General features: G+C 73.2%; 15 protein-coding genes. 6 read left to right on the forward strand and 9 right to left on the reverse strand.

What is annotated here, in order from left to right:
• Window positions 1-78 precede the first annotated feature (78 nt).
• From nagA to GGG17_RS11225, 3 genes are read right to left on the reverse strand one after another with little or no spacing between them, the layout of a single operon-like run.
• A complete protein-coding gene (nagA, locus tag GGG17_RS11215) occupies window positions 79-1221 on the reverse strand; it encodes an N-acetylglucosamine-6-phosphate deacetylase (RefSeq protein ID WP_154593800.1) in 1143 nt (380 codons plus the stop codon).
• Complete coding sequence (locus tag GGG17_RS11220) at window positions 1218-2477, reverse strand: PTS transporter subunit EIIC (protein ID WP_154593801.1); 1260 nt, start codon at window positions 2475-2477, stop codon at window positions 1218-1220. The genes nagA and GGG17_RS11220 overlap by 4 nt, the downstream gene beginning before the upstream one ends.
• Window positions 2478-2521: 44 nt before the next feature.
• A complete protein-coding gene (locus tag GGG17_RS11225) occupies window positions 2522-3253 on the reverse strand; it encodes a GntR family transcriptional regulator (RefSeq protein WP_154593802.1) in 732 nt (243 codons plus the stop codon).
• Between the two features lie 154 nt (window positions 3254-3407).
• On the opposite strand from GGG17_RS11225, the gene GGG17_RS11230 reads away from it, so the two are divergent.
• Genes GGG17_RS11230 through GGG17_RS11245 form a run of 4 tightly spaced genes read left to right on the forward strand, consistent with a single transcriptional unit; the run spans window position 3408 to window position 5842 of the window.
• Complete coding sequence (locus GGG17_RS11230) at window positions 3408-4487, forward strand: SIS domain-containing protein (protein WP_154593803.1); 1080 nt, start codon at window positions 3408-3410, stop codon at window positions 4485-4487.
• A gap of 34 nt (window positions 4488-4521) precedes the next feature.
• The gene (locus GGG17_RS11235; RefSeq protein WP_154593804.1) at window positions 4522-4752 is read left to right on the forward strand and encodes a PTS sugar transporter subunit IIB; all 231 of its coding nucleotides are present in this window, start codon (window positions 4522-4524) and stop codon (window positions 4750-4752) included.
• Window positions 4749-5207, forward strand: coding sequence for a PTS sugar transporter subunit IIA (locus GGG17_RS11240; RefSeq protein ID WP_311966623.1), 459 nt, complete (start codon window positions 4749-4751; stop codon window positions 5205-5207). The genes GGG17_RS11235 and GGG17_RS11240 overlap by 4 nt, the downstream gene beginning before the upstream one ends.
• Entirely contained in the window at window positions 5195-5842 is a 648-nt protein-coding gene (locus tag GGG17_RS11245; RefSeq protein WP_195849216.1) for an HAD family hydrolase, read from the forward strand. Before GGG17_RS11240 ends, GGG17_RS11245 begins: the two co-directional genes overlap by 13 nt.
• Before the next feature lie 76 nt (window positions 5843-5918).
• Here GGG17_RS11245 and GGG17_RS11250 read toward each other — a convergent pair whose 3' ends face one another.
• Entirely contained in the window at window positions 5919-8918 is a 3000-nt protein-coding gene (locus GGG17_RS11250) for a S8 family peptidase (RefSeq protein ID WP_311966624.1), read from the reverse strand.
• A 216-nt stretch (window positions 8919-9134) separates the two neighbouring features.
• On the opposite strand from GGG17_RS11250, the gene GGG17_RS11255 reads away from it, so the two are divergent.
• A complete protein-coding gene (locus tag GGG17_RS11255) occupies window positions 9135-10076 on the forward strand; it encodes a beta-ketoacyl-ACP synthase III (RefSeq protein WP_311966625.1) in 942 nt (313 codons plus the stop codon).
• A 23-nt stretch (window positions 10077-10099) separates the two neighbouring features.
• On the opposite strand, the gene GGG17_RS11260 is transcribed toward GGG17_RS11255, so the two are convergent.
• Genes GGG17_RS11260 through GGG17_RS11280 form a run of 5 tightly spaced genes read right to left on the reverse strand, consistent with a single transcriptional unit; the run spans window position 10100 to window position 18500 of the window.
• Window positions 10100-10882 carry a Rossmann-like domain-containing protein gene (locus tag GGG17_RS11260; protein ID WP_154593807.1) on the reverse strand — a complete coding sequence of 261 codons (783 nt, stop codon included), beginning with the start codon at window positions 10880-10882 and terminating at the stop codon, window positions 10100-10102.
• A gap of 6 nt (window positions 10883-10888) precedes the next feature.
• Entirely contained in the window at window positions 10889-12775 is a 1887-nt protein-coding gene (locus GGG17_RS11265; protein WP_311966626.1) for a penicillin-binding transpeptidase domain-containing protein, read from the reverse strand.
• Window positions 12776-12821: 46 nt separating this feature from the next.
• The gene (locus tag GGG17_RS11270) at window positions 12822-15167 is read right to left on the reverse strand and encodes a glycoside hydrolase family 31 protein (protein WP_154593808.1); all 2346 of its coding nucleotides are present in this window, start codon (window positions 15165-15167) and stop codon (window positions 12822-12824) included.
• Window positions 15168-15185: 18 nt separating this feature from the next.
• Window positions 15186-17816: an aminopeptidase N gene (gene pepN, locus GGG17_RS11275; RefSeq protein ID WP_154593809.1), complete on the reverse strand. Its 2631-nt coding sequence runs from the start codon at window positions 17814-17816 to the stop codon at window positions 15186-15188.
• 9 nt (window positions 17817-17825) lie between these two features.
• Window positions 17826-18500 (reverse strand): GNAT family N-acetyltransferase, encoded by a 675-nt coding sequence (locus GGG17_RS11280; protein WP_154593810.1) that lies wholly within the window; start codon window positions 18498-18500, stop codon window positions 17826-17828.
• A 45-nt stretch (window positions 18501-18545) separates the two neighbouring features.
• Here GGG17_RS11280 and GGG17_RS11285 point away from each other — a divergent pair, with 45 nt between their 5' ends.
• Window positions 18546-19415, forward strand: coding sequence for a thioesterase family protein (locus tag GGG17_RS11285; protein ID WP_154593811.1), 870 nt, complete (start codon window positions 18546-18548; stop codon window positions 19413-19415).
• Window positions 19416-19420: the final 5 nt, after the last annotated feature.

Here is a 19420-nt window from a genome sequence, read left to right on the forward strand (position 1 = left end):
CCGGACCGAGGTCCTGCCCGTATGCCGAGGGGCCGGTCGCCGCATCGCGGTGACCGGCCCCTTCGCGCGGGCCGCGACCTAGCTCAGGCGGATCCCGGCGTGGACCACCGCGGCAACCTGCAGGTCACCGTCGAGGGCGACCAGGTCGGCGCGCCGGCCGGGCTCGAGCGTGCCGCGGTCGTCCAGCCCGAGCACGCGGGCGGGGTTGGTGGTGGCGGCGGCCAGCGCGACCTCCAGCGGGACGCCGGCGACCTGCACGGCGAAGCGGACGGCGCGGTCCAGCGTGAGCGTGCTCCCCGCGATGGCGCCGTTGGTGACGAGCCGCGCCACGCCGTCGGTCACCTCGACGCCGAGCGGGCCGAGCAGGTAGTGACCGTCCGGCGCCCCCGCCGCCGCCATCGCGTCGGTGACGAGCACGAGCCGCTCGGGGCAGGTGTCGGCGGCGTGGCGCACCATCGCCGGGTGGACGTGGATGCCGTCGCAGAGCACCTCGACGGTGACGCGCGGGTCCGTCAGCGACGCGCCGATGATGCCGGGCTCGCGGTGGTGCAGCGGCCGCATCGCGTTGAACAGGTGCGTCGCCACCGTCGCCCCCGCGTCCACCGCCTCGAGGGCGAGGTCGTAGGTCGCGTCCGAGTGGCCGATCGCCGCCACCACGCCGTGCTCGACGGCGGTGCGGACCGCCTCGATCCCGCCCTCGAGCTCGGGCGCCAGGGTGACCATCCGCACGGTCCCGGGATGCGTGCCGAGCAGCCGACCGAGGTCGGCGCGGGTCGGCGGCACCAGCTTGTCCGGGTCGTGCGCGCCCTTGTGGCAGCGGCTCAGCCAAGGCCCCTCGAGGTGCACTCCCGCCAGCTCGCCGTCCGCCACCAGCGGCGCGAGCACCCCCACCAGCCGGGCGAGCTCGTCGACGGTGTCGGTGACCAGACTCGCCATCATCGTGGTGGTGCCGCGGGCGCGGTGGGTGGCGATCACCTGGCGGGCGGCCTCGACCGTGCCGTCGGTGTAGGCCGCTCCCCCGCCTCCGTGGCTGTGCGCGTCGACGAAGCCGGGCGAGAGGAGCACGTCCCCGAGGTCCAGCCGCTCCTCGGCGTCCGGCCCGGCCCCGGGTGCGGGCGGTTCGGCATACGACACCTCGACGATCGTGTCGCCCTGGACGCGGACCCACCCGGGGCCGGTGATGCCCCGGGTGGTGAGCAGCCGCTGCGCGGTGAGGATCATCGGCGGGCGTCGGCGTCGAGCACGGCGCTGTCCTCGCCCTCGTCCTCGCGGCCGGGCGTCTTGAGGTTCCACCTGCGGATGACGAACCGGAAGAGGACGTAGTAGAGCGCGGCGTAGGCCAGGCCGATGGGGACGAGCAACCAGGGGTTGGTGGCGATGCCCAGGTTGAGCGCGAAGTCGATGGCGCCGGCCGAGAAGCCGAACCCGTCCTTGATGCCCAGGGCGTTGACCAGCGCCAGCGAGGTGCCGGTCAGGACGGCGTGGATGACGTAGAGCGGCCAGGCGACGAACATGAACGCGAACTCCAGCGGCTCGGTGACGCCGGTGAGGAAGGCGGTCAGCGCCGCGGACAGCATGATGCCGCCGGTGACCTTCTTGGCGGCCGGCTTGGCCTCCTGCCAGATGGCGATCGCCGCGGCAGGCAGGGCGAACATCATGATCGGGAAGAAGCCGGTCATGAAGGCGCCGGCCGTCCTGTCGCCGGCCAGGAAGCGGGCGATGTCGCCGTGGACGACCTTGCCGGACGCGGCGGTGTAGTCGCCGAGGATGAACCACGGCACGGAGTTGAGGATGTGGTGCAGGCCGAGGGGGATCAGCAGCCGGTTGAGCGTGCCGTAGACGAAGCCGCCGAGGATGGTGTTCTGGGCGACCCACTCGCCGACGGAGGTGAGGCCGGCGTTGAAGGCCGGGTAGAGGAAGGCGGTGGCCACGGCGAGCAGCAGCGCGGCGAAGGCCGTCACGATCGGCACGAACCGGCGACCGCCGAAGAAGGCCAGGTAGGGCGGCAGCGAGATGCGGTAGTAGCGCTGCCACAGCCACCCGGCGAGCAGGCCGATGATGATCCCGCCGAGCACGCCGTAGTTGATCAGGGCGGGCTTGGCGCCGGCCGCGGTCGGCTGCTGGAGGACCATCAGGGACATGGCGTCGCCGACGCCCTTGAAGACGAGGTAGCCGATGACGGCGGCCAGGGCGGTGGAGCCGTCGGCCTTCTTGGCCCAGCCGATGGCCACGCCGACGGCGAAGATCAGGGGCAGGTTGTCGAAGAGCGCGCCGCCGGCGGCCGCGATGACCGGGGCGACCTGGGTCCAGCCGGCGCCGTCGGCACCGAGCATGTCCGGCTGACCGAGGCGCAGCAGGATGGCTGCCGCGGGAAGCGCGGCGATCGGCAGCATGAGGCTGCGGCCGAGCTTCTGGGCGGCGGCCAGGCCCTTGCGCTCGCGGGGCGCCGACGCCGTCGTCGTGCTGGTGGTGCTCATCGGGCGTTCCTCTCGGGGGTGCGGGGTGGTGCTGCGCGACGGCATCAGGGCGCCATCGTGCGGTCGAGCGACATGTGCAGCTGGTAGCGGTCTCCGCGGTACCAGCTGCGCACGCGCTCGATCGGCCGGCCCCGGGAGCGGGAGGTCCGGTCGAAGATCATGACGGGGGAGGTGGCGCAGACCCCCAGGTGGCGGGCGACGGACTGGGCCTGGTCGGCCCACGCGGTCTGCTCGGCCTCGTCGACGGTGAGCGCGTAGTCGCGGGCCAGCACGTCGTAGAGCGAGCCGGTGAGGTCGCGCTGGTCGAGCCCGGGTAGCAGGTCGGCGGGGTGCCAGGCTCGCTCGTAGGCCATCGGCTCGTCGTCGGCGAGCCGGACCCGTCGGACCAGCCAGGCCGGCGCTCCCACCCCGAGACGCAGGTCCGCGGCCGCCTGGCCGGGCAGCTGCTCGAGGCTGATGCCGACCAGGCGCGTGGACGGGGTGAGGCCCCGGCGCCGCATGTCCTGCGTGAACGACGCGAGGTGCAGGTGGGACTGCACGCGCGGCCGGGCCACGAAGGTGCCCTTGCCCTGGATGCGGTGCAGGACGCCGTCGGCGATGAGTCCCTCGATGGCCCGGCGCACTGTGGCCCGGCTGACGTCGTAGGCCGCCATGAGCTCGCGCTCGGAGTGGATCGCCTCGTCGGGGCCGAGGGTGCGGACCTGCCGGGCGAGGGCCTCGCGCAGCTGGACGTGCTTGGGGACGGGGCCGTCGGCGAGCGGGGTGCGCGGTGGCATCAGGGTCCTCTCGTCCGGACGTCCGTGGGGAGCGTCGTCGCTGCTGGGGTAAAACTGGTCCGTACCAGTACGGACCTGTAGGATCCACCTGGTAGCCATCACTGTCAACGCACCCGCCCACGTCGATGCCGACTCGTGACTCGAAGGAGACGTCATGACCGAGAGCCAGATGCTGCGCGAGATCCACGAGCAGCCCGCCGCCGCCACTCGCACCATCGAGGCGCTCACGCCTCTCCGTCCGCAGATCGCCGCGCTCGCCGAGGGGCGACGGCACGTCCTGTTCGCGGCGCGCGGCTCCAGCGACAACGCCGGCCTCTACGGCCGGTACCTGCTCGAGACGTATGCCGGACGCCCCGCCGCGATGCTGGCACCGAGCGTGTTCACGCACTACCACGCCGCCGTCGACCTGTCCGACACGCTCGTGGTCACCATCAGCCAGTCCGGGGGCACCCAGGAGCTGGTCGAGACGCAGGCGCTGGTCCGCGAGCGAGGCGCGGCGACGGTCGCCGTCACCAACGTGGGCGACTCCCCGCTGGCGGCCGAGGCCGACCTCGCCCTCGTCACCCAGGCCGGTCCCGAGCTCGCCGTGCCCGCGACCAAGACCTACCTCGGCCAGACCATCGCCATGGCCGTCCTGGCCACGACCCTGGCGCCCGACGAGGGTGCGCGGGTCGCGCTGGACGGCGAGCTCGCCGAGCTGCCCGGCCGCATCGCGCAGGTCATCGAGGCCGGCACCGGCGTCGACGAGGCCGCCTGCGCGCTGGCCGAGGCCATGGGCCCGACCATCGTCACGGGGCGCGGCCTGCTGCTGGGCACCGCGCTCGAGACGGCGCTCAAGATCGAGGAGACCTGCCTGCGCCCGGTGCGCGGCTACTCCTACGCCGACCTGCGGCACGGGCCCATCGCGGTCGTCCGTCCCGGCGCGGTGGCCGTGCTCGTGGCCGCCCAGGACGGCCCGCTCACGGCGGCGATGACCGAGCTGGCCGGGTCGCTCGCCGAGCGCGGCGCCACCGTCGTCGGTGTCGGTGGTGACGAGGACTTCGTGCGCGCCTGCGGGTTGCACGTGCCGGCACCCGCCGCACCTGAGACGCTGTCCCCCATCGGCACCATCGTCCCGGCCCAGCTCGTCGTCGAACGCCTCGCCGCACGGCTGGACCTGGACCCGGACAACCCGCGCGGGCTCGCCAAGGTCACCCAGACCGACGCCGGCTCGCCTGCCTCCGAGACCCGCTGAGAGCCCAGCCCAGCCCGAAAGGACCGACCCTGACATGAGCAAGGCCGAGCACATCCTCGCCGCCCTCGGCGGCGCCGCCAACATCGTCGAGATCGAGCCGTGCATCACGCGCCTGCGCACGGAGGTCAAGGACGCCTCCGTCGTCGACCAGGCCGCCCTCAAGGCCGCCGGCGCGCACGGCGTGGTCGTCGCCGGCACGGTCGTGCAGGTCGTCGTCGGCCCCGAGGCCGACAACCTCGCCGAGGACATCGAGGACCTGCTGTGACGGACGTCCTCAGCCCGGCGGCCGGGACGATCCGACCGCTGTCCGAGGTCCCCGACCCCGTCTTCGCCGCCGAGATGGTGGGCCCCGGCCTAGCCGTCGACCCCACCCGCGAGCCGCAGACGGCCGTCGCACCGATCACCGGCACGATCGCCAAGCTCCACCCGCACGCCTTCGCCATCGCCGGCGACGGCGACGGCGGCATTGCCGTGCTCGTCCACCTGGGCATCGACACCGTCCAGCTCGGCGGCGAGGGCTTCGAGGTCGTCGCGACCGAGGGCACCCACGTCGAGGCAGGTGACGTCGTGGTCCGCTGGGACCCCGCCACCGTCGAGGCCGGCGACCGCTCCCCCATCGTCATGGTGTGCGTCCTGGACCAGCCGGCCGGTGCCGTGCCCGCCGACCGGGCCGGCGAGCAGGTCGCCGTCGGGCAGAGGCTGCTGACGTGGCCGGCCTGAGGCCTCCCGCCGCGCTGCTGCTCGACCTCGACGGCACCCTCGTCGACTCCGAGCCCGTGCACCGCGAGACCTACCGGCGGTTCTTCGGCGCCCGCGGGTGGGAGCACGACGACGCCCTGCTGGCGCAGTTCACCGGGCGTCGTCCGGACGACGTCTTCGCCGGCACCCCGGGGCCGTGGTCCGGCGAGGACCCGACCGCGCTCCTTCACGAGGTCGCCTCGCACCACCCCCACGACCTGCTCCCCGAGCCGGTCGAGGGCGCCCGCGAGCTGGTCGACGACGCCTGCTCGCGGGGGATCCCGTGCGTGCTCGTCACCTCGGCCGACCGCCGCTGGGCCCGCACCGCGCTCGAGATCCTCGGCGGCGCGGGGCGGTTCGCGGCGATGGTGACCCGCGAGGACGTCACCGACGGCAAGCCGGCTCCCGACGGCTACCTGCTCGCCATACGCACCCTCGGGGTCCGGCCCGAGGACTGCCTGGTCGCCGAGGACACCCCCGCGGGCGTCCGCGCGGGTCGGTCCGCCGGCGCCGGGACCGTCGTCGGCGTGACCACGAGCTTCTCCGCGGACGAGCTCCGCGCGGCGGGTGCCGACCTCGTGCTCCCCGACCTGCACGGCCTGGTCACGACGCGCTGATCGACGCGGGGACGACGAAGGGCCCGCCCCCTCCTCGCGGGAGGTGACGGGCCCTCGTCGACTCAGCGGGCCGAGATCACTGGGGGTCCAGGCTGACCAGGACGTCCTTGACCGTGGTCGTGCCGTTGCCGAGCGAGATCGCACCGAAGTAGTGCTGCCCCGCGGTCAGGCCCTTCCACGCGGCGGTCACGCTGGTCGGCCGAGCCATCGTCACGGACTGCGCGGCCGGGGTGGCCGTCAGGTTGCCCTCGGCCTTGTCGCCCAGCACGAACGAGTGCTGCTTGACCGCGAGCGAGTCCGCCCCGGCAAAGAGCTTGGCCTCGACCGTGTAGGTGCCGGCAGCGGGGTCCATGAGCGTGACCTGCTCCTGCGCCGTGGCCTCGCCGCTGGTGCCGATCTCCTTGCCGTCCTTCTTGACGACCAGGTCGATGTCGACACCCTGGGGGTAGTCGGCGTCGAAGGTGGCGAAGCGCGCGGCCTTGGTGCCGGCCGGCACCTGCACGGTCGTCGTGAGCACGGCGCCCTTGGCGACGGTGCCGGTGCTGACCTGCGACGGGATCGCGCCGGCCGGCTTGGCGGTCAGCGTGCCCGAGTAGCCGGGCGTGATCGCGACGACCTCGGAGCCGGACGTCGCCGTGCTCTTGATCTCGCCGGTGCTGGCGGCCAGGGCCACCGGACGGATCGCGAGCGGGCTGCGGACGACCTGGCCGCGGTTGCCCTGCCAGGTGAGCGCGCCGAAGCCGTACTGGTCCATCTGCGCCGCGGTGCGGGTGAAGGTGACCGTGAACTTCTTGGTCTCACCCGGCTTGACGGTGAGGACCGCCGGCTCGACCTTGACGCTCACGCCGGTCGGCTGCTGGACGCGCGCCTTGTAGGTCGCGGTCTTGCTCTCGACGTTGCGCACGTAGCGGGTGACCGTCTGCGAGCCGGCCAGGTCGCCGATCGCGATGCTCGGGTAGTTGAGGTTGCTCGGGTCGATGGTGCCGACCCGGTCGCAGGTGCCCGGCGCCTGGACGAGCTCGAGCTGCTTGATGCCGCAGAGGTACATCAGCCAGTCGGGCGAGTAGGAGTCGTAGACCAGACCCGGGTTGAGGGCCTGGGCCGGACGGACGTGGCCGGCGCCGTAGTCCAGCGGGGTGGCGTTCTCGCCGCTGCGCTGGATCGGCAGCCCCTTGTCGTCCTGGGTGGTCGCCGTCGTCATCATCGCGGACTTCACGGCCATCGGGGACCAGGTCCACTCCGGGTGGGCCTGCTTGATGAGCGCGGCGATGCCGGCGATGTGCGGGGCCGACATCGAGGTGCCGGACATCGAGTTGAAGTTGTTGTGACCGTCCGCCTTGGGCGAGACCGCGGCGATGATGTCGACGCCCGGGGCGGTGATGTCGGGCTTGAGCAGGTCACCACCGCCGGCGAGGGACGGGCCGTATGACGAGAAGCCCGCCATCTGCGGGTTGCGCGCGGCCGGGTCGAGGTAGGGGTCGCCGATCGTCGCGGTGGGGTTGGCGTCACCGTTGACGTAGGCCTTGACCTTGGAGCCGTCCGTGGCGTTGAGGTGGACCATGGGGACCGGCGTGAAGTCGGCGTTGAGCGACTGCGCGTCCGAGGTGTTGACCTGGATCATGCCGATGCCGCCGGCCGCCTTGACCGCCTCGCCCTTGTCGACGCGGGCGTTGCCGCCGCGGGTGCACAGGACGATCTTGCCCTTGGTCTTGGCGGGGTCCAGGACCGGCGTGATGCCGTTGCCGTGGTTGTCGTCGGCGTCCGAGTAGCAGTACCTGACCTTGGCCGGGTCCGCGCCCGGCAGGCCCGCCTTCTCGGAGTCGATGACCGTCGCCGGGCCGACCTTGCCGCCGGTGCCCACACCGGTGTAGGTCTGGCCGTTGCCCAGCGTGAGCTTCTTGCTGACGGCCTTGGGGGCCGTGCTGGCGGCCACCGTCATCTCCCACGGTGAGTTGTGCGCGACCGACGACTCGCCCACGGTGTCGCCGGAGTTGCCGGCCGAGGCGGAGACGAAGACGCCCGCGTCGGCGGCGTTGAAGAAGGCCACCTCGTCCGGGGTCACGGAGTAGACGCTCGAGCCCGACACCGAGTAGTTGATGACGTCGACGCCGTCCGCGACGGCCTGGTCGATCGCCGCGACGAGGTCGACGGTCGCGCCGCTCGCGCGGCCGTCGGGGGTCGCCCACAGCGCCTTGTACGCCGCGATGCGGGCGGCGGGCGCCATACCGGAGATCGTGCCGACGGAGATGCCGTTGATCGAGGCGGGGACCCCGTAGTTGCCGGCGGCGGTGCCGGCCGTGTGGGTGCCGTGGTCGTTGTAGCCGCGCGGCGTCTTGAACTCGAAGGGCTCGACCGTGGAGGCGCTGTAGTAGGCACGCGCGCCGATCAGCTTGTTGTTGCAGGTGACCTTGTCGGGGCCGGTGCCGCCGTCGCAGACGCCGTTCCAGTTCTGGTCGATGCGCCACTGGTCGGTCGGGTCGGCGAGCGGCGCGAAGGACGGGTTCTCGGGCCAGATGCCGGAGTCGATGACGCCGATGATCATCCCGGAGCCGGAGTTGGCGTTGCCGCCGAACTGCTTCTGCCACACGCCGTTCGGACCGTCCAGGCCCAGGAACTGCGGCGTGGTGTTGGTGTCCGCGGTGCGGATCTCGTTCTTCCACACGCGCACGACGTCGCCGGACTTCTCGAGCTTGGCCGCCTGAGCGGGCGTGAGACGCACGGCCATGCCGTTGAAGGAGGTGGTGTAGTCGCGTGTCTTCGCCGAGGCCGGAACCCCCGCGGCCTCGAGCGTGTCGGTGTGGTCGGCCTTGAGGTGCTGGGCGTAGCGCTGTCCGGCGCTGGACCTGACCTTGACCTTCTTGCCCTTGCCGGGCTTGGTGGCGGGGATCCCCTCGACCCCGCCGGTGTAGGTGGCGAGCGGTGCGCCCTGCACCTGGACGATGTAGAGCTCGGCGGAGCCCTGGCCCGCGGCGACCGCCGGTGCGCCGGCGATGGTCAGGGGGCCGAAGGCGACGGCTGCGGCAGCCGCCGAGACGATGACCGGTCTGCCCCGACCGGTTCGTGTGTGCTTGTGCACGGTTCCTCCCAGAGATGGCGTGCGACCGACGTTGGTCGCCTCGCGAGCGTATGACGCCCCCGCCCGTTACGCCACAGGGGGTAAGACCTCAGGGCCGGCGCCTCGCCACGATCCGTCGACCTCCCGCAGGACGACGCCGATTCTGCGTACCCCCGGGTAACGCGCATGCTGGGGCGGACCGACGCACCCGTCCACCGTTGCCCGAGGAGCCCACCCGTGTCCGGTTCGAGCATCGTGTCTGTGGGCCACTACCAGCCCGAGCGCATCCTGGACAACGAGGAGCTGTCCCGCCTGGTCGACACCAGCGACGAGTGGATCACCCGCCGGGTCGGCATCGCCCAGCGCCGCGTGGCCGCCCCGGACGAGACGGTCGCCGACATGGCCACCAATGCGGCGCGAGATGCCTTGCAGGACAAGGGGATCGACCCGGCCGGCATCGACCTCGTCATCGTCGCGACCTGCACCAACCACGACCGCTCCCCGAGCACCGCCGCGCAGGTGGCGCGCCGGCTGGGGCTCGGGACCACCCCCGCCGTCATGGACGTCAACGCCGTCTGCTCGGGCTTCTGCCACGCCCTGGCGCTCGCGGACCAGGCCATCGCCACCGGCAGCGCGACCCGCGCCGTCGTCGTCGGCGTCGACAAGTTCACCGACTTCATCGACTGGAGCGACCGCACGACCTGCATCCTCGTGGGTGACGGCGCCGGCGCCGTGGTGGTCGAGGCGTCCCCGGAGCCCCGCGTGAGCCCGGTCGTGTGGGGGTCGGTGCCCGACATGGGCGACGCCGTGGTGATCAAGGAGCTTCCCGACGGGTTCAGCCAGCAGGGCCAGGCCGTCTTTCGCTGGACGACGACGGAGTTGCCAGCCATCGCCCGTCAGATCTGCGACCGCGCCGGCATCGCACCGAGCGAGCTCGGCGCGATCGTCCTGCACCAGGCCAACCTGCGGATCATCGAGCCGCTCGCGGCCAGGATCGGCGCGGTCGACGCGGTCGTGTCGACCGACGTGGTCGAGTCGGGCAACACCTCGGCGGCGAGCGTGCCCCTGGCCCTGTCCAAGCTGGTGCGCAGCGGCCGGGTGCCGAGCGGTGCGCCGATCCTGCTCTTCGGCTTCGGTGGCGGGCTGGCGTATGCCGGACAGGTCGTCCGCTGCCCCTGAGCGGCCCCTCCGTGGGGGCAGGGTCAGGCGCGCACGCGGAGGTTGAACAGCGTCAGCGCACCCCGCATCGAGGCCATGCCCTGGCCCTGCATCAGCGCACGGCGGCACCACGGGGCGTCGTAGACGAGCGACCCGCTGATCTCGTCGACCCGGCCGGCGAACACCTCCGGCGCGAGCGGCGTGCTCGGCCCGACGAGGGTGGTGCGGGCGTCGCGGCTCAGCTCGAGCAGGCGCGGCAGCGTCTTGGTGGCCAGGGTCATGCTGGTGAGGAACGCGTGGTCGACCTCGGGCAGCACGAACTCCGCTGCCGCGTCGGGCAGGTCGTCGCCCTGCGGCTGGCGCTCGAGGACCGTGAGGTCGCAGCGGGAGGCGAGCTGGTCGAGGTGGCGGAAGCGTCCCACCACAGCGACCCGCCGCCCCTCGACGAGCTGGTCGGCGCGCTCGAACGCCGAGGCGTCCCAGTCGATCACGTCACCGGCGTGCGCCTCGAGCCGCTCCTGGGTGTTGCACCAGGCGTTGATCGCGGCGAGCCCGATCGCGGCGAGGCGGCGGTCCCACGAGCGCACGAGCGCGGCCACGTCGGCGAGGTCCTGGCCGACCACGTCCTGCGGCCCGTGCGGGTCGTCCCGTCCGTCGGCGGGCACGCTCGACAGGCCGGCCCCGTCGGCGTCGGTCTCGACCAGCGCCCAGCGTGACACCACGCAGGTCGTGACGGTGATGCCGCGAGGCACCAGCGCCGTGAGGCCGTCATACAGCGCCCACGGGGAGGAGGCGGGGGCCGAGGTGGTGCGGGTGTGCGTGCTCATGACTCCTCATCCCTTCAGGTAGGCCTCGAGGATGGGCCCGGCCGTGCGCGACCCGCCCTCCCCCTCGTCGACGAAGACCGCCACCGCGAGGTCGCCCCGGGCCGCGACCATCCAGGCGTGCAGCCTGGGTGGGCTCGTGGTGCCGAACTCCGCGGTGCCCGTCTTGGCGATGACCTCGCCGGGCAGGTCCGCGAGCGCCTCGCCGCTGCCGCCCGTGACGACGCCGCGCATGAGGGCGCGCAGGGTGGCCGCCTCGGTGGGGGTGACGGGCTGGGCCGGCGGGCTGGGGGGCGTCGTGGCGCCGGTCTCGTTGGTGGGTATGACGATCCGCGGGGTCACCGGTCCGCCCTTGACCACGCCGGCGACCACGGTGGCCATCCCGAGCGGGCTCGCCGTGATCTCGCCCTGGCCGATCATCTCGGCGGCGGCCTCGACCTGGTTGCCCGGCGCCGGCACCCCGCCGAGGTAGGCGGGCACGCCGGCGGACGGGGTCGCGGTCAGCCCGAGCGAGGCGGCGGCCTGCGGCAGCGCGTCCCCGGCGGCCTTGTCGCGCGAGGCGACGAAGGCGGTGTTGCAGGACTTCGCGAAGGCGGTCGAGAGGGGCACCTGGCCGAGGCCGTCGGCGGGGTAGGCGTCGTAGTTCTCGAAGGGCTTGCCGTCGACGGTGACGGTGGGGGTGCACGGGACGGTGGTGGTGGGGGTCAGGCCGGCGCGCAGCAGCGCGAGCGCGCTGACGACCTTGAACGTCGACCCCGGGGCGTACCTCCCGAGCGTGGCGGTCGAGTAGCCCTGTCCTCCGGGGCCGCTCGCCGCCGCCACGACCTCGCCGGTGGAGGGCTTGATCGCCACGATCGCGCTGGCGGGTGCGACCTGGGCCAGCAGCTGCTCGGCGCGGGTCTGCCGGGCCACGTCGAGCGTCGTCGTGACGTCCCGGCCCGCGACGGGCTGCGTGCTGTGGACGGGGGTGGCGGTGCCGGCATGCACGAGCGAGACCGCGAGCCCCGGCGTGCCGCGCAGCGTCGCGTCCTGCGCCTGCTGCAGGCCGGAGAGGCCGACCACGTCCCCGGCCACGATCGCCCCCTGGGACCGCTCGACGATCTCGGCGGTGGCCTCGCCCACGGTGCCGAGGATCGGCGTGGCGAACGTGCGGGTAGGGGCCAGCGGGAGCTCCGCGTCCACGACGCCCACCCCGGGTGCCGAGGCCGTCAGGGCGTCCAGCCGAGCCAGGGTGGGGTCACCCTGGCGGAGCACGATCGCCTCGACGAAGGCCCGGGGACCGGCCGCCCGGACCCGCTCGGTGTAGGCGGCGACGTCGCCGAGCCCGGCGAAGGCCGCGACCTTGGGCGCCGCCGCGAGCGCCTGCTCGGGGGTGACCCGCGCCTTGTCCACGCCGATCCGGCGCACCGGGCGCGGCTGGACGATGGCGGTGCCGCCGGCCCCCAGGATGCGCCCCCGCTCGGCCGGGAGGCGCTGCACGCGAAGGGTGTCGCCGTCGACCGCCCCCGGGACGACCGTCGCCGGGCTCCACCGGGCGCGCCAGGCGCCGTCCCGCCTGACCAGCGGCAGGGTCGTCTCGTAGGTCCAGGGCTCGGCCCCCGTCCCGGGCCAGGTCACCGCGAGGCGGGCGGTCGTGGAGTCCCCCTCGTCGGGGCCGGCCTGCCGGACGCTGACCTGCGGCTTGGCGGTGGCGAGGGGTCTGGTCAGGGCGGTCAGGCGGGTCGTCGCGGTGGCGGCGTCCGCGCCGTCGAGGGGCACGCCGGCCAGGTCGAGGCGGGCCAGACCCTCGGCATACCGCCGGGCCACGTCCTGCGGGCCCGGGGTGTCGGTGGTGCACCCGGCCGCCGTCCCCAGGGTGAGGACCGTCGCCACCGCCCCCGCGAGGCTCGTCGTCACGCGTCGCACGGCACCCTCCCTCCGCTCGTGCCGCCCAACCTCACGCTCACGAGGCCGTCACCAGCTCGACCAGGCGCCCGAGGAGCGCCTCGTCCAGCGGGAGGGCCATGAGCTGCGAGACGAAGTGCGCCGGCGCCGCGCCTGACGTGATCACCTGCAGCGCAGCGGACTTGGTCTCGAACTCCACCTGCGCGGCGTCGAGAACGGCATAGGTCGCGGCGTGGACGTCGTTGTCGGCCAGCCGATCTGCACCGAGGATCCGGGCCTCGACGCGCTGGTCGGGAGTCACCTCCGTGACGACGGCGACGACCGTATGCCGTCCCTCGTCGGTCACCGTCTCGGCCTCCACCGGGACCCCGTCCACCGTGATCGCGAGGCGCGTGCCCGCGGGCACCCCCACGACCGCGAGCCGCCAGGTGCGCGAGGCGGGCACGACGTCGGTCGCGCCCTCGGTGGGTCCGACCACGGCCGTACGGGCCGCCCAGTCGAGGTGGATCGGTGTGCGCGCGGCCCGCAGCGCCGCCTCGGGGGCGCCGTCGTCCTCGTAGAGCGTGAATGCGCCGTCTGCGCCTGCGTAGCAACGAATCTCGACGTCGTTAGCCTCGTCGACGGAGAAGTCCTCGCCGCCGTCCACGGCCAGCGGCAGGATGGCTCCCGCCCGCGCCAGCACGGGGATCGTCGACAGGTCGCGGTAGGCGAGGAGGCGGCGGTCGCCGGCATACCGCCAGCCCGTGGCGACGTCCCACCAGTCGCCGGGCGGCAGCCAGGTCACGACGCGCCCCAGCCCGCACCGCGCGTCGCCGGGCTCGGTGATCGGTGCGACGAGCAGCTCGGAGCCGAACAGGTAGGTGGTGCGCGCCTCGTAGGCCTCCTCGCGCCAGGGGTGCTCGTGGTAGAGCGGCTCCACGAGGGGCCTGCCCTGCGCCGTGGCGCGCTCGGCCATCGTGTAGAGGTAGGGCACGAGGCGGTGACGAAACCGCAACCACTCCCCCATGACTCGCTCGGCGAGCGGGCCGTGGCGCCACGGCTCCTTGCCGTTGAACGGGTTGGCGGCGCTGTGCAGGCGGGTGATGGGCGACATGACGCCGAGCTGCAGCCAGCGGACGGCCAGCTCGTCGTCCTTGACGCCCCACATGTGGCCGCCGACGTCGTGGCTCCACCAGCCGTAGCCGATGTTGGACGCCGTCGCGGTGAAGGCGGGCTGGAAGGCCAGCGACGCCCACGAGATCACCGTGTCGCCGGAGAATCCCACCGGGTAGCGGTGCGACCCCGGCCCCGCGTAGCGGCTGAAGATCATCGGCCGGGTCCCCGTCGAGGCGAGCTCGCGGAAGTGGCGGTCGTTGAGCGCCCACAGCGGGTCCAGGCCGGGGAGGCGGGAGTAGGGCCCGGACTGCCAGTCGATCCACCAGAAGTCGACGCCGAGGCGCTCGAGCGGGTGCGCCACGTGCTCGAAGAACGCCGCGAGATAACGGTCGTCGGTGACGTCGAAGGTCAGCGGGGCCTCCGTCGCCGGGTCCACGCCCAAGGCCTTGGCCATGCGTGGGTAGGCCTCCTCGAAGGCCCGCACCCCGTCCGCCGGGTGGTCGTTGAGCGTGACCCGCATCCCCCGGTCGTGCAGCCAGGCGAGGAAGCCTGCCGGGTCGGGGAACAGCTCCGGGTCGAAGGTGTAGCCCGTCCAGCCACTCCCGAACCGAGGATCGGGATCCGTGATGTGCCAGTCCATGTCGAGCACGGCGACCGAGAAGGGCAGCCGCTCCGCAGCGAACCTCTCGACCAGACGACGGTACTCGTCGTCGGAGTAGCGGTGGTAGCGGCTCCACCAGTTGCCGAGGGCGTACCGGGGGACCAGCGGCGTGGGGCCGGTGAGGGCGTAGTAGTCGCGCAGCGCCGCGCGGTAGTCGCGGCCGTGGGCGAAGACGTAGAGGTCGAGGGTGTCGGCTGGTCGGGGCTCCAGCCCGACCTGGTCGTCGCGCGGGACCTGCACGAGCGAACGGGAGTCGTCCAGGACGGCGAAACCGTTGCGGGACAACACTCCTGGCTCCAACGGGATCTCGCCGTCGGCCTTGTCCAGGGTGCGCGCCGTGCCCCCGAGCGTCTCGAAGGGCTCGCCGTAGCGCCATACTGAGTGGTAGCTGGACACCCCCCCGCGCACCTGCAGAGACAGCCCCTCTGGGCTGAACGGCCGCTCGTCATAGCTGAGGTGGAAGCCGTCGGTGACCACCTCGATGCCCCGGGTCGTGCGTGTGACCTCGGCCTCGACGTCACCCAGGTCGCGGTGCAGCACGACCTGGGTGGGCCGGTCCTCGAACCGCCCGCCGGGGGACTGCTCGAGCCGGACCAGGTGCGGCGTGAGGACGGAGATCCGGTAGGTCTCCCCGGTGATGGGCGTCATGCCTCGAACCTACCGGGCCTACCCCCGGCAGGTCTGGGCGCGCAGCGCGCGCAGCACGTGGTCGCGCTGCTCGATGACGAGGCGCCGCAACCCGCCCGGCGCCGACGGGTGCTCGTCGAGCCACGCCTGCGCCGCGACCGGGACGGGGTGCGCCTCGGGCTCCTGGCCGGGGTCGAGGTCGACGCCGCGAGGAAACAGCCCGAGCACCGCGCGCGAGGCGAGCTCCTGACTGCGGGAGTCCCAGATGCCTTCCAGCGCAGCGAAGTACGCGGGGACGAGGTCGGCCGTCAGCGAGGCGTGACCCGGCTGGGCGTAGCCCGTGGTCCACGCCGTGACCAGGTCGTTGGTCAGGCCGGTGTCCTCGACGACGGTGCGGAAGGCCTCGCGCTTGATCTCGGCCCGGGGGTATGACGCGAGCGCCGCCCGGTGCCGCACCGGCGCCAGCGACGTGCGGTCCTGCTGCATCTCGGCGTCCAGCTGGCTCGGCGCGACCCGGTCCTGGGCGGCCAGCGACTGCAGGAAGGCCCAGCGGAGCTCGGGGTCCAGGGCCAGGCCCTCGATCTCGACGTGGCCCTCGAGCAGCGACCGCACGTGGTCGGCATGGCGGGGGCTGGTGGCCGACCCCGAGGCGAGCACCCGCGCCCACACCAGCTGGGCGCCGGACCCCGGCTCGGCCGCCTCGAGCTCGCGCACCACCCCGTCGAGGAAGGCCTCACGGGTCGAGGGGCGGGAGGCGGGAGGGGCATAGGCCTCGACCGCCGTCTGGGCGTTGGCGGTCACGGTGGCGAGCAGTGCCACGTCCTCCTCGCGGGGCCCGTGGTCGAGCACCAGCCGCACGTAGTCCTCGGCGGGCAGCTCGCCGTCGCGGCAGGAGTTCCACAGCGCCGACCAGAGCACGGCGCGGGTGAGCGACGACGAGATCGAGCTCAGGTGCCCGCGCACGGTGGCGAGCGACCGGTCGTCGAGCCGCACCTTGGCATAGGTGAGGTCGTCGTCGTTGACCACGACCAGGTCCGGCACCGGCAGGCCGACCGCCTCGGTCACCTCGTGCTCGTCGGTGACCAGGTCGAGCTCGATCCGCGAGGTGCGCTGCAGCGAGTCACCCTGCAGGGCATACAGACCCACGACGAGGCGGTGGGGGCGCGTCACCGGCTCCCCCGTCATCGCGTCCACCGCCTCCTGCCGCAGCACCAGCCGCTCGACGACCCCGTCGCGCTCCACGTACTGCGGCGTCAGCGTGCCGATCCCCGCCGTCCGCAGCCACAGCCGGCTCCACCCGCCGAGGTCGCGGCCCGAGGCCGCCTCCAGGGCGGCGAGCAGGTCCACGAGCCCGGCCGAGGAGTAGGCGTGGTCCCGGAAGTAGGACCGTGCGCCAGCGAAGAAGGCCTCCTTGCCGACGTAGGCCACGAGCTGCTTGAGCACGGACGCGCCCTTGGCGTAGGTGATCCCGTCGAAGTTCTGCTTGGCGGCCTCGACGTCGGGGATGTCCGCAACGACCGGGTGTGTCGTCGGGAGCTGGTCCTGCAGGTAGGCCCAGGCCTTGCGCCGTGCGCAGAAGGGCGTCCATGCGTCGGTGAACTCCGTTGCGCGCGCGTTGGCCTCGGTGCCCATGTAGTCCGCGAAGGACTCCTTGAGCCACAGGTCGTCCCACCAGCGCGGGGTCACGAGGTCGCCGAACCACATGTGCGCCATCTCGTGCAGGATCGTGTTGGACCGGGTCTCGTGCTGCGACCGGGTCGCCGCGGACTGAAAGACGTAGCCCGCGTCCCGGAAGGTCACCAGCCCGGGGTTCTCCATCGCGCCGAGGTTGTACTCCGGGACGAAGACCGAGTCGTACTTGCCCCAGGGATAGGGGAAGTCGTAGTGCTCGTGGAAGAAGTCCAGCCCCCGCCGGGTCGTGTCGAGGATCCGCTCGCCGTCGAAGGACCCCACCAGGGAACGTCGGCATAGGGCGGCCAGCGGCACCTCCAGCGACGACCCGTCGCGGCCGCCGCCGCGCCATACGTCGTCGACCCGGTGGTAGCGGCCGGCGGCCACGCAGGTGATGTAGGTCGACAACGGCGGGGTCGGCGCGTGCACCTGCCGCACCAGCTCGACCCCGTCTGCCCGGGTGCCGGCCGAGTCCCGGGACACCACAGGCTGGTTCGCGAGCAGCTCCCAGTCGGCGCGGCCCGTCAGCACGACGGTGAACCGCCCCTTGAGGTCTGGCTGGTCGAAGCCGGCGAAGACGCGGCGGGAGTCCGTCGGCTCGAAGTGCGTGTAGAGGTAGACCTCGTCGTCCACGGGGTCCCGGTAGCGGTGCAGCCCCTCCCCGGACCGCGAGTAGGCGCTCTCGCCCTCCACCGTGACGACATTGTCCCCGCCGACGCCGTCCCCACCGACGAGCAGGCCCCGCAGCTGCACCCGGTTGCCGTCGTGCTCCACCTCGACGTCCGTCCCGTTGACCTCGACCCGGCGCACGACCGGCCCGAGGAAGTCCAGGAAGGTCTCCGGCGTCGTGGACGTGAAGGTCACAGTGGTGCGGGTGGGAAAGGTCGGCTGCGCGAGGTCGTCGGCGCCCGACAGGTCCAGCTCGACCTCGTAGGTCGCGATCCGCAGGTGCTCGGACCGGTGCTGCGCCTCGCGGCGCAGGAGGTTGCGGGTGCTCATGCCGCGACCCTACCCAACCGGGTCGCGTGCGCCGCGGCCGCGTGGGCTGCGCTGGCCCGGCGCGGCCTCCGCGCCCTCCCCCATGGCGGCGCCGGCCTCCTCCAGCTGCTCGCCGCGCAGCCCCACGGCGTCGAGCCGCCAGAACACGTCGGGGTAGACCAGGGAACCGGTCATCCACACCTCGTAGGCGGGCAGCGTCACGACCTGGAAGGCCGGGTCCGGGATGCGCCGGGACGGTGCGACGAACCCCAGCCGCGAGGCGCGCTGGAAGCCGAACCTCGTGTAGTAGAGCGGGGATCCCTCGAGGAAGACCAGGGGGTGGTCGCCACCGCCGGCCTCCGCGAGGGCGTAATCGACCAGCGACCCTCCGATGCCGCGGGGCTGCCACTCCGGCGCCACCGACAGCGGCGACAGGACCAGCACGCGGACCAGCCGGGGGAGGGCGTCCACCCAGGCCCGTGTCATCATGACGTGCCCCACCACCTCGCCACCGATCTCGGCGACGTAGGAGTGCCCCTCCTCGCCCGCGGCGTCGTGGCGCAGCAGGCTGACCAGGTCCGCGACGGTGGGCTCCTCGACGAACGCCCGCGCCACGAGGTCCCGCACGGCCGCGTGGTCGCGCGTGTCCTCGGGGCGGATGGACAACCCCTCGGGGGCGCGGCGGCGGGGCTCGGTCTCGGACATGGCCACAGGCTGTCAGAGGCCCTGTCGCCCGTCTAGCGTGGGCGCATGACGTCAGCGCAACCCGCCCGACCCGACCGGGCCGACCCCGCCCGACCCGACCGGGCCGACCCCGCCCGACCCGACCCTGCGCTCCTGGACTCCACCACCCCCGCCTACTACCTCGCCCTCGGCGACGGCCGCTACCGGCCCACCCTGCACGCCCAGGGCGCCTGGAACCCCTGGGAGCAGCACATGGGGCCCGTGGCCGGTCTGCTCGCGCACGCCATCGACCGGCACGCGCCGCGCGAGGACATGCAACTGGCGCGGATCACCTACGAGATCCTCGGGGTGATCCCCGCCTCCGAGGTCGAGGTGCGGTGCGAGACGGTGCGTCCGGGGCGGACCATCGAGCTCGTCGAGGCGACCCTGCATGCCGGGAGCAAGGCCGTCGTGCGGGCCACCGCGTGGCGGCTCGTCACCCAGGACACCAGCGAGGTCGCCGGGGGCTTCCACGCGGGACTGCCCCACCACGACGAGGTCGAGGTGCGCAGCTACGAGGGCGTCTGGGGCGGCGGGTTCATCGGGTCGCTGAGCTTCCGGTCCGTGGACGGGGGCGAGCCCGGCCGCGGCCGCGTGTGGATCAGCACCGACCTGGACCTCGTCAGCGGCGAGGAGACCTCCGGCGTGGCGCGGATGCTGGGCCTGGTCGACACCGCCAACGGCGTCGCGGTGCGGCAGCACCCGGGCGAGTGGATGTTCCCCAACGTCGACCTCACGGTCCACCTGTTCCGCACGCCGACGCTCGGCTGGCTGGGCTTCGACACCGAGGTCACCTTCGGCGAGACCGGTCTCGGGCTCACCTCCTCAGACCTCTACGACGAGCACGGCCCGGTGGGCCGGGCGGAGCAGATCCTGACGGTGCGCCGCCTCCCCTGACGGGT

It is taken from the genome of Arsenicicoccus cauae (genome assembly GCF_009707125.1).
GTDB lineage: Bacteria > Actinomycetota > Actinomycetes > Actinomycetales > Dermatophilaceae > Arsenicicoccus > Arsenicicoccus cauae.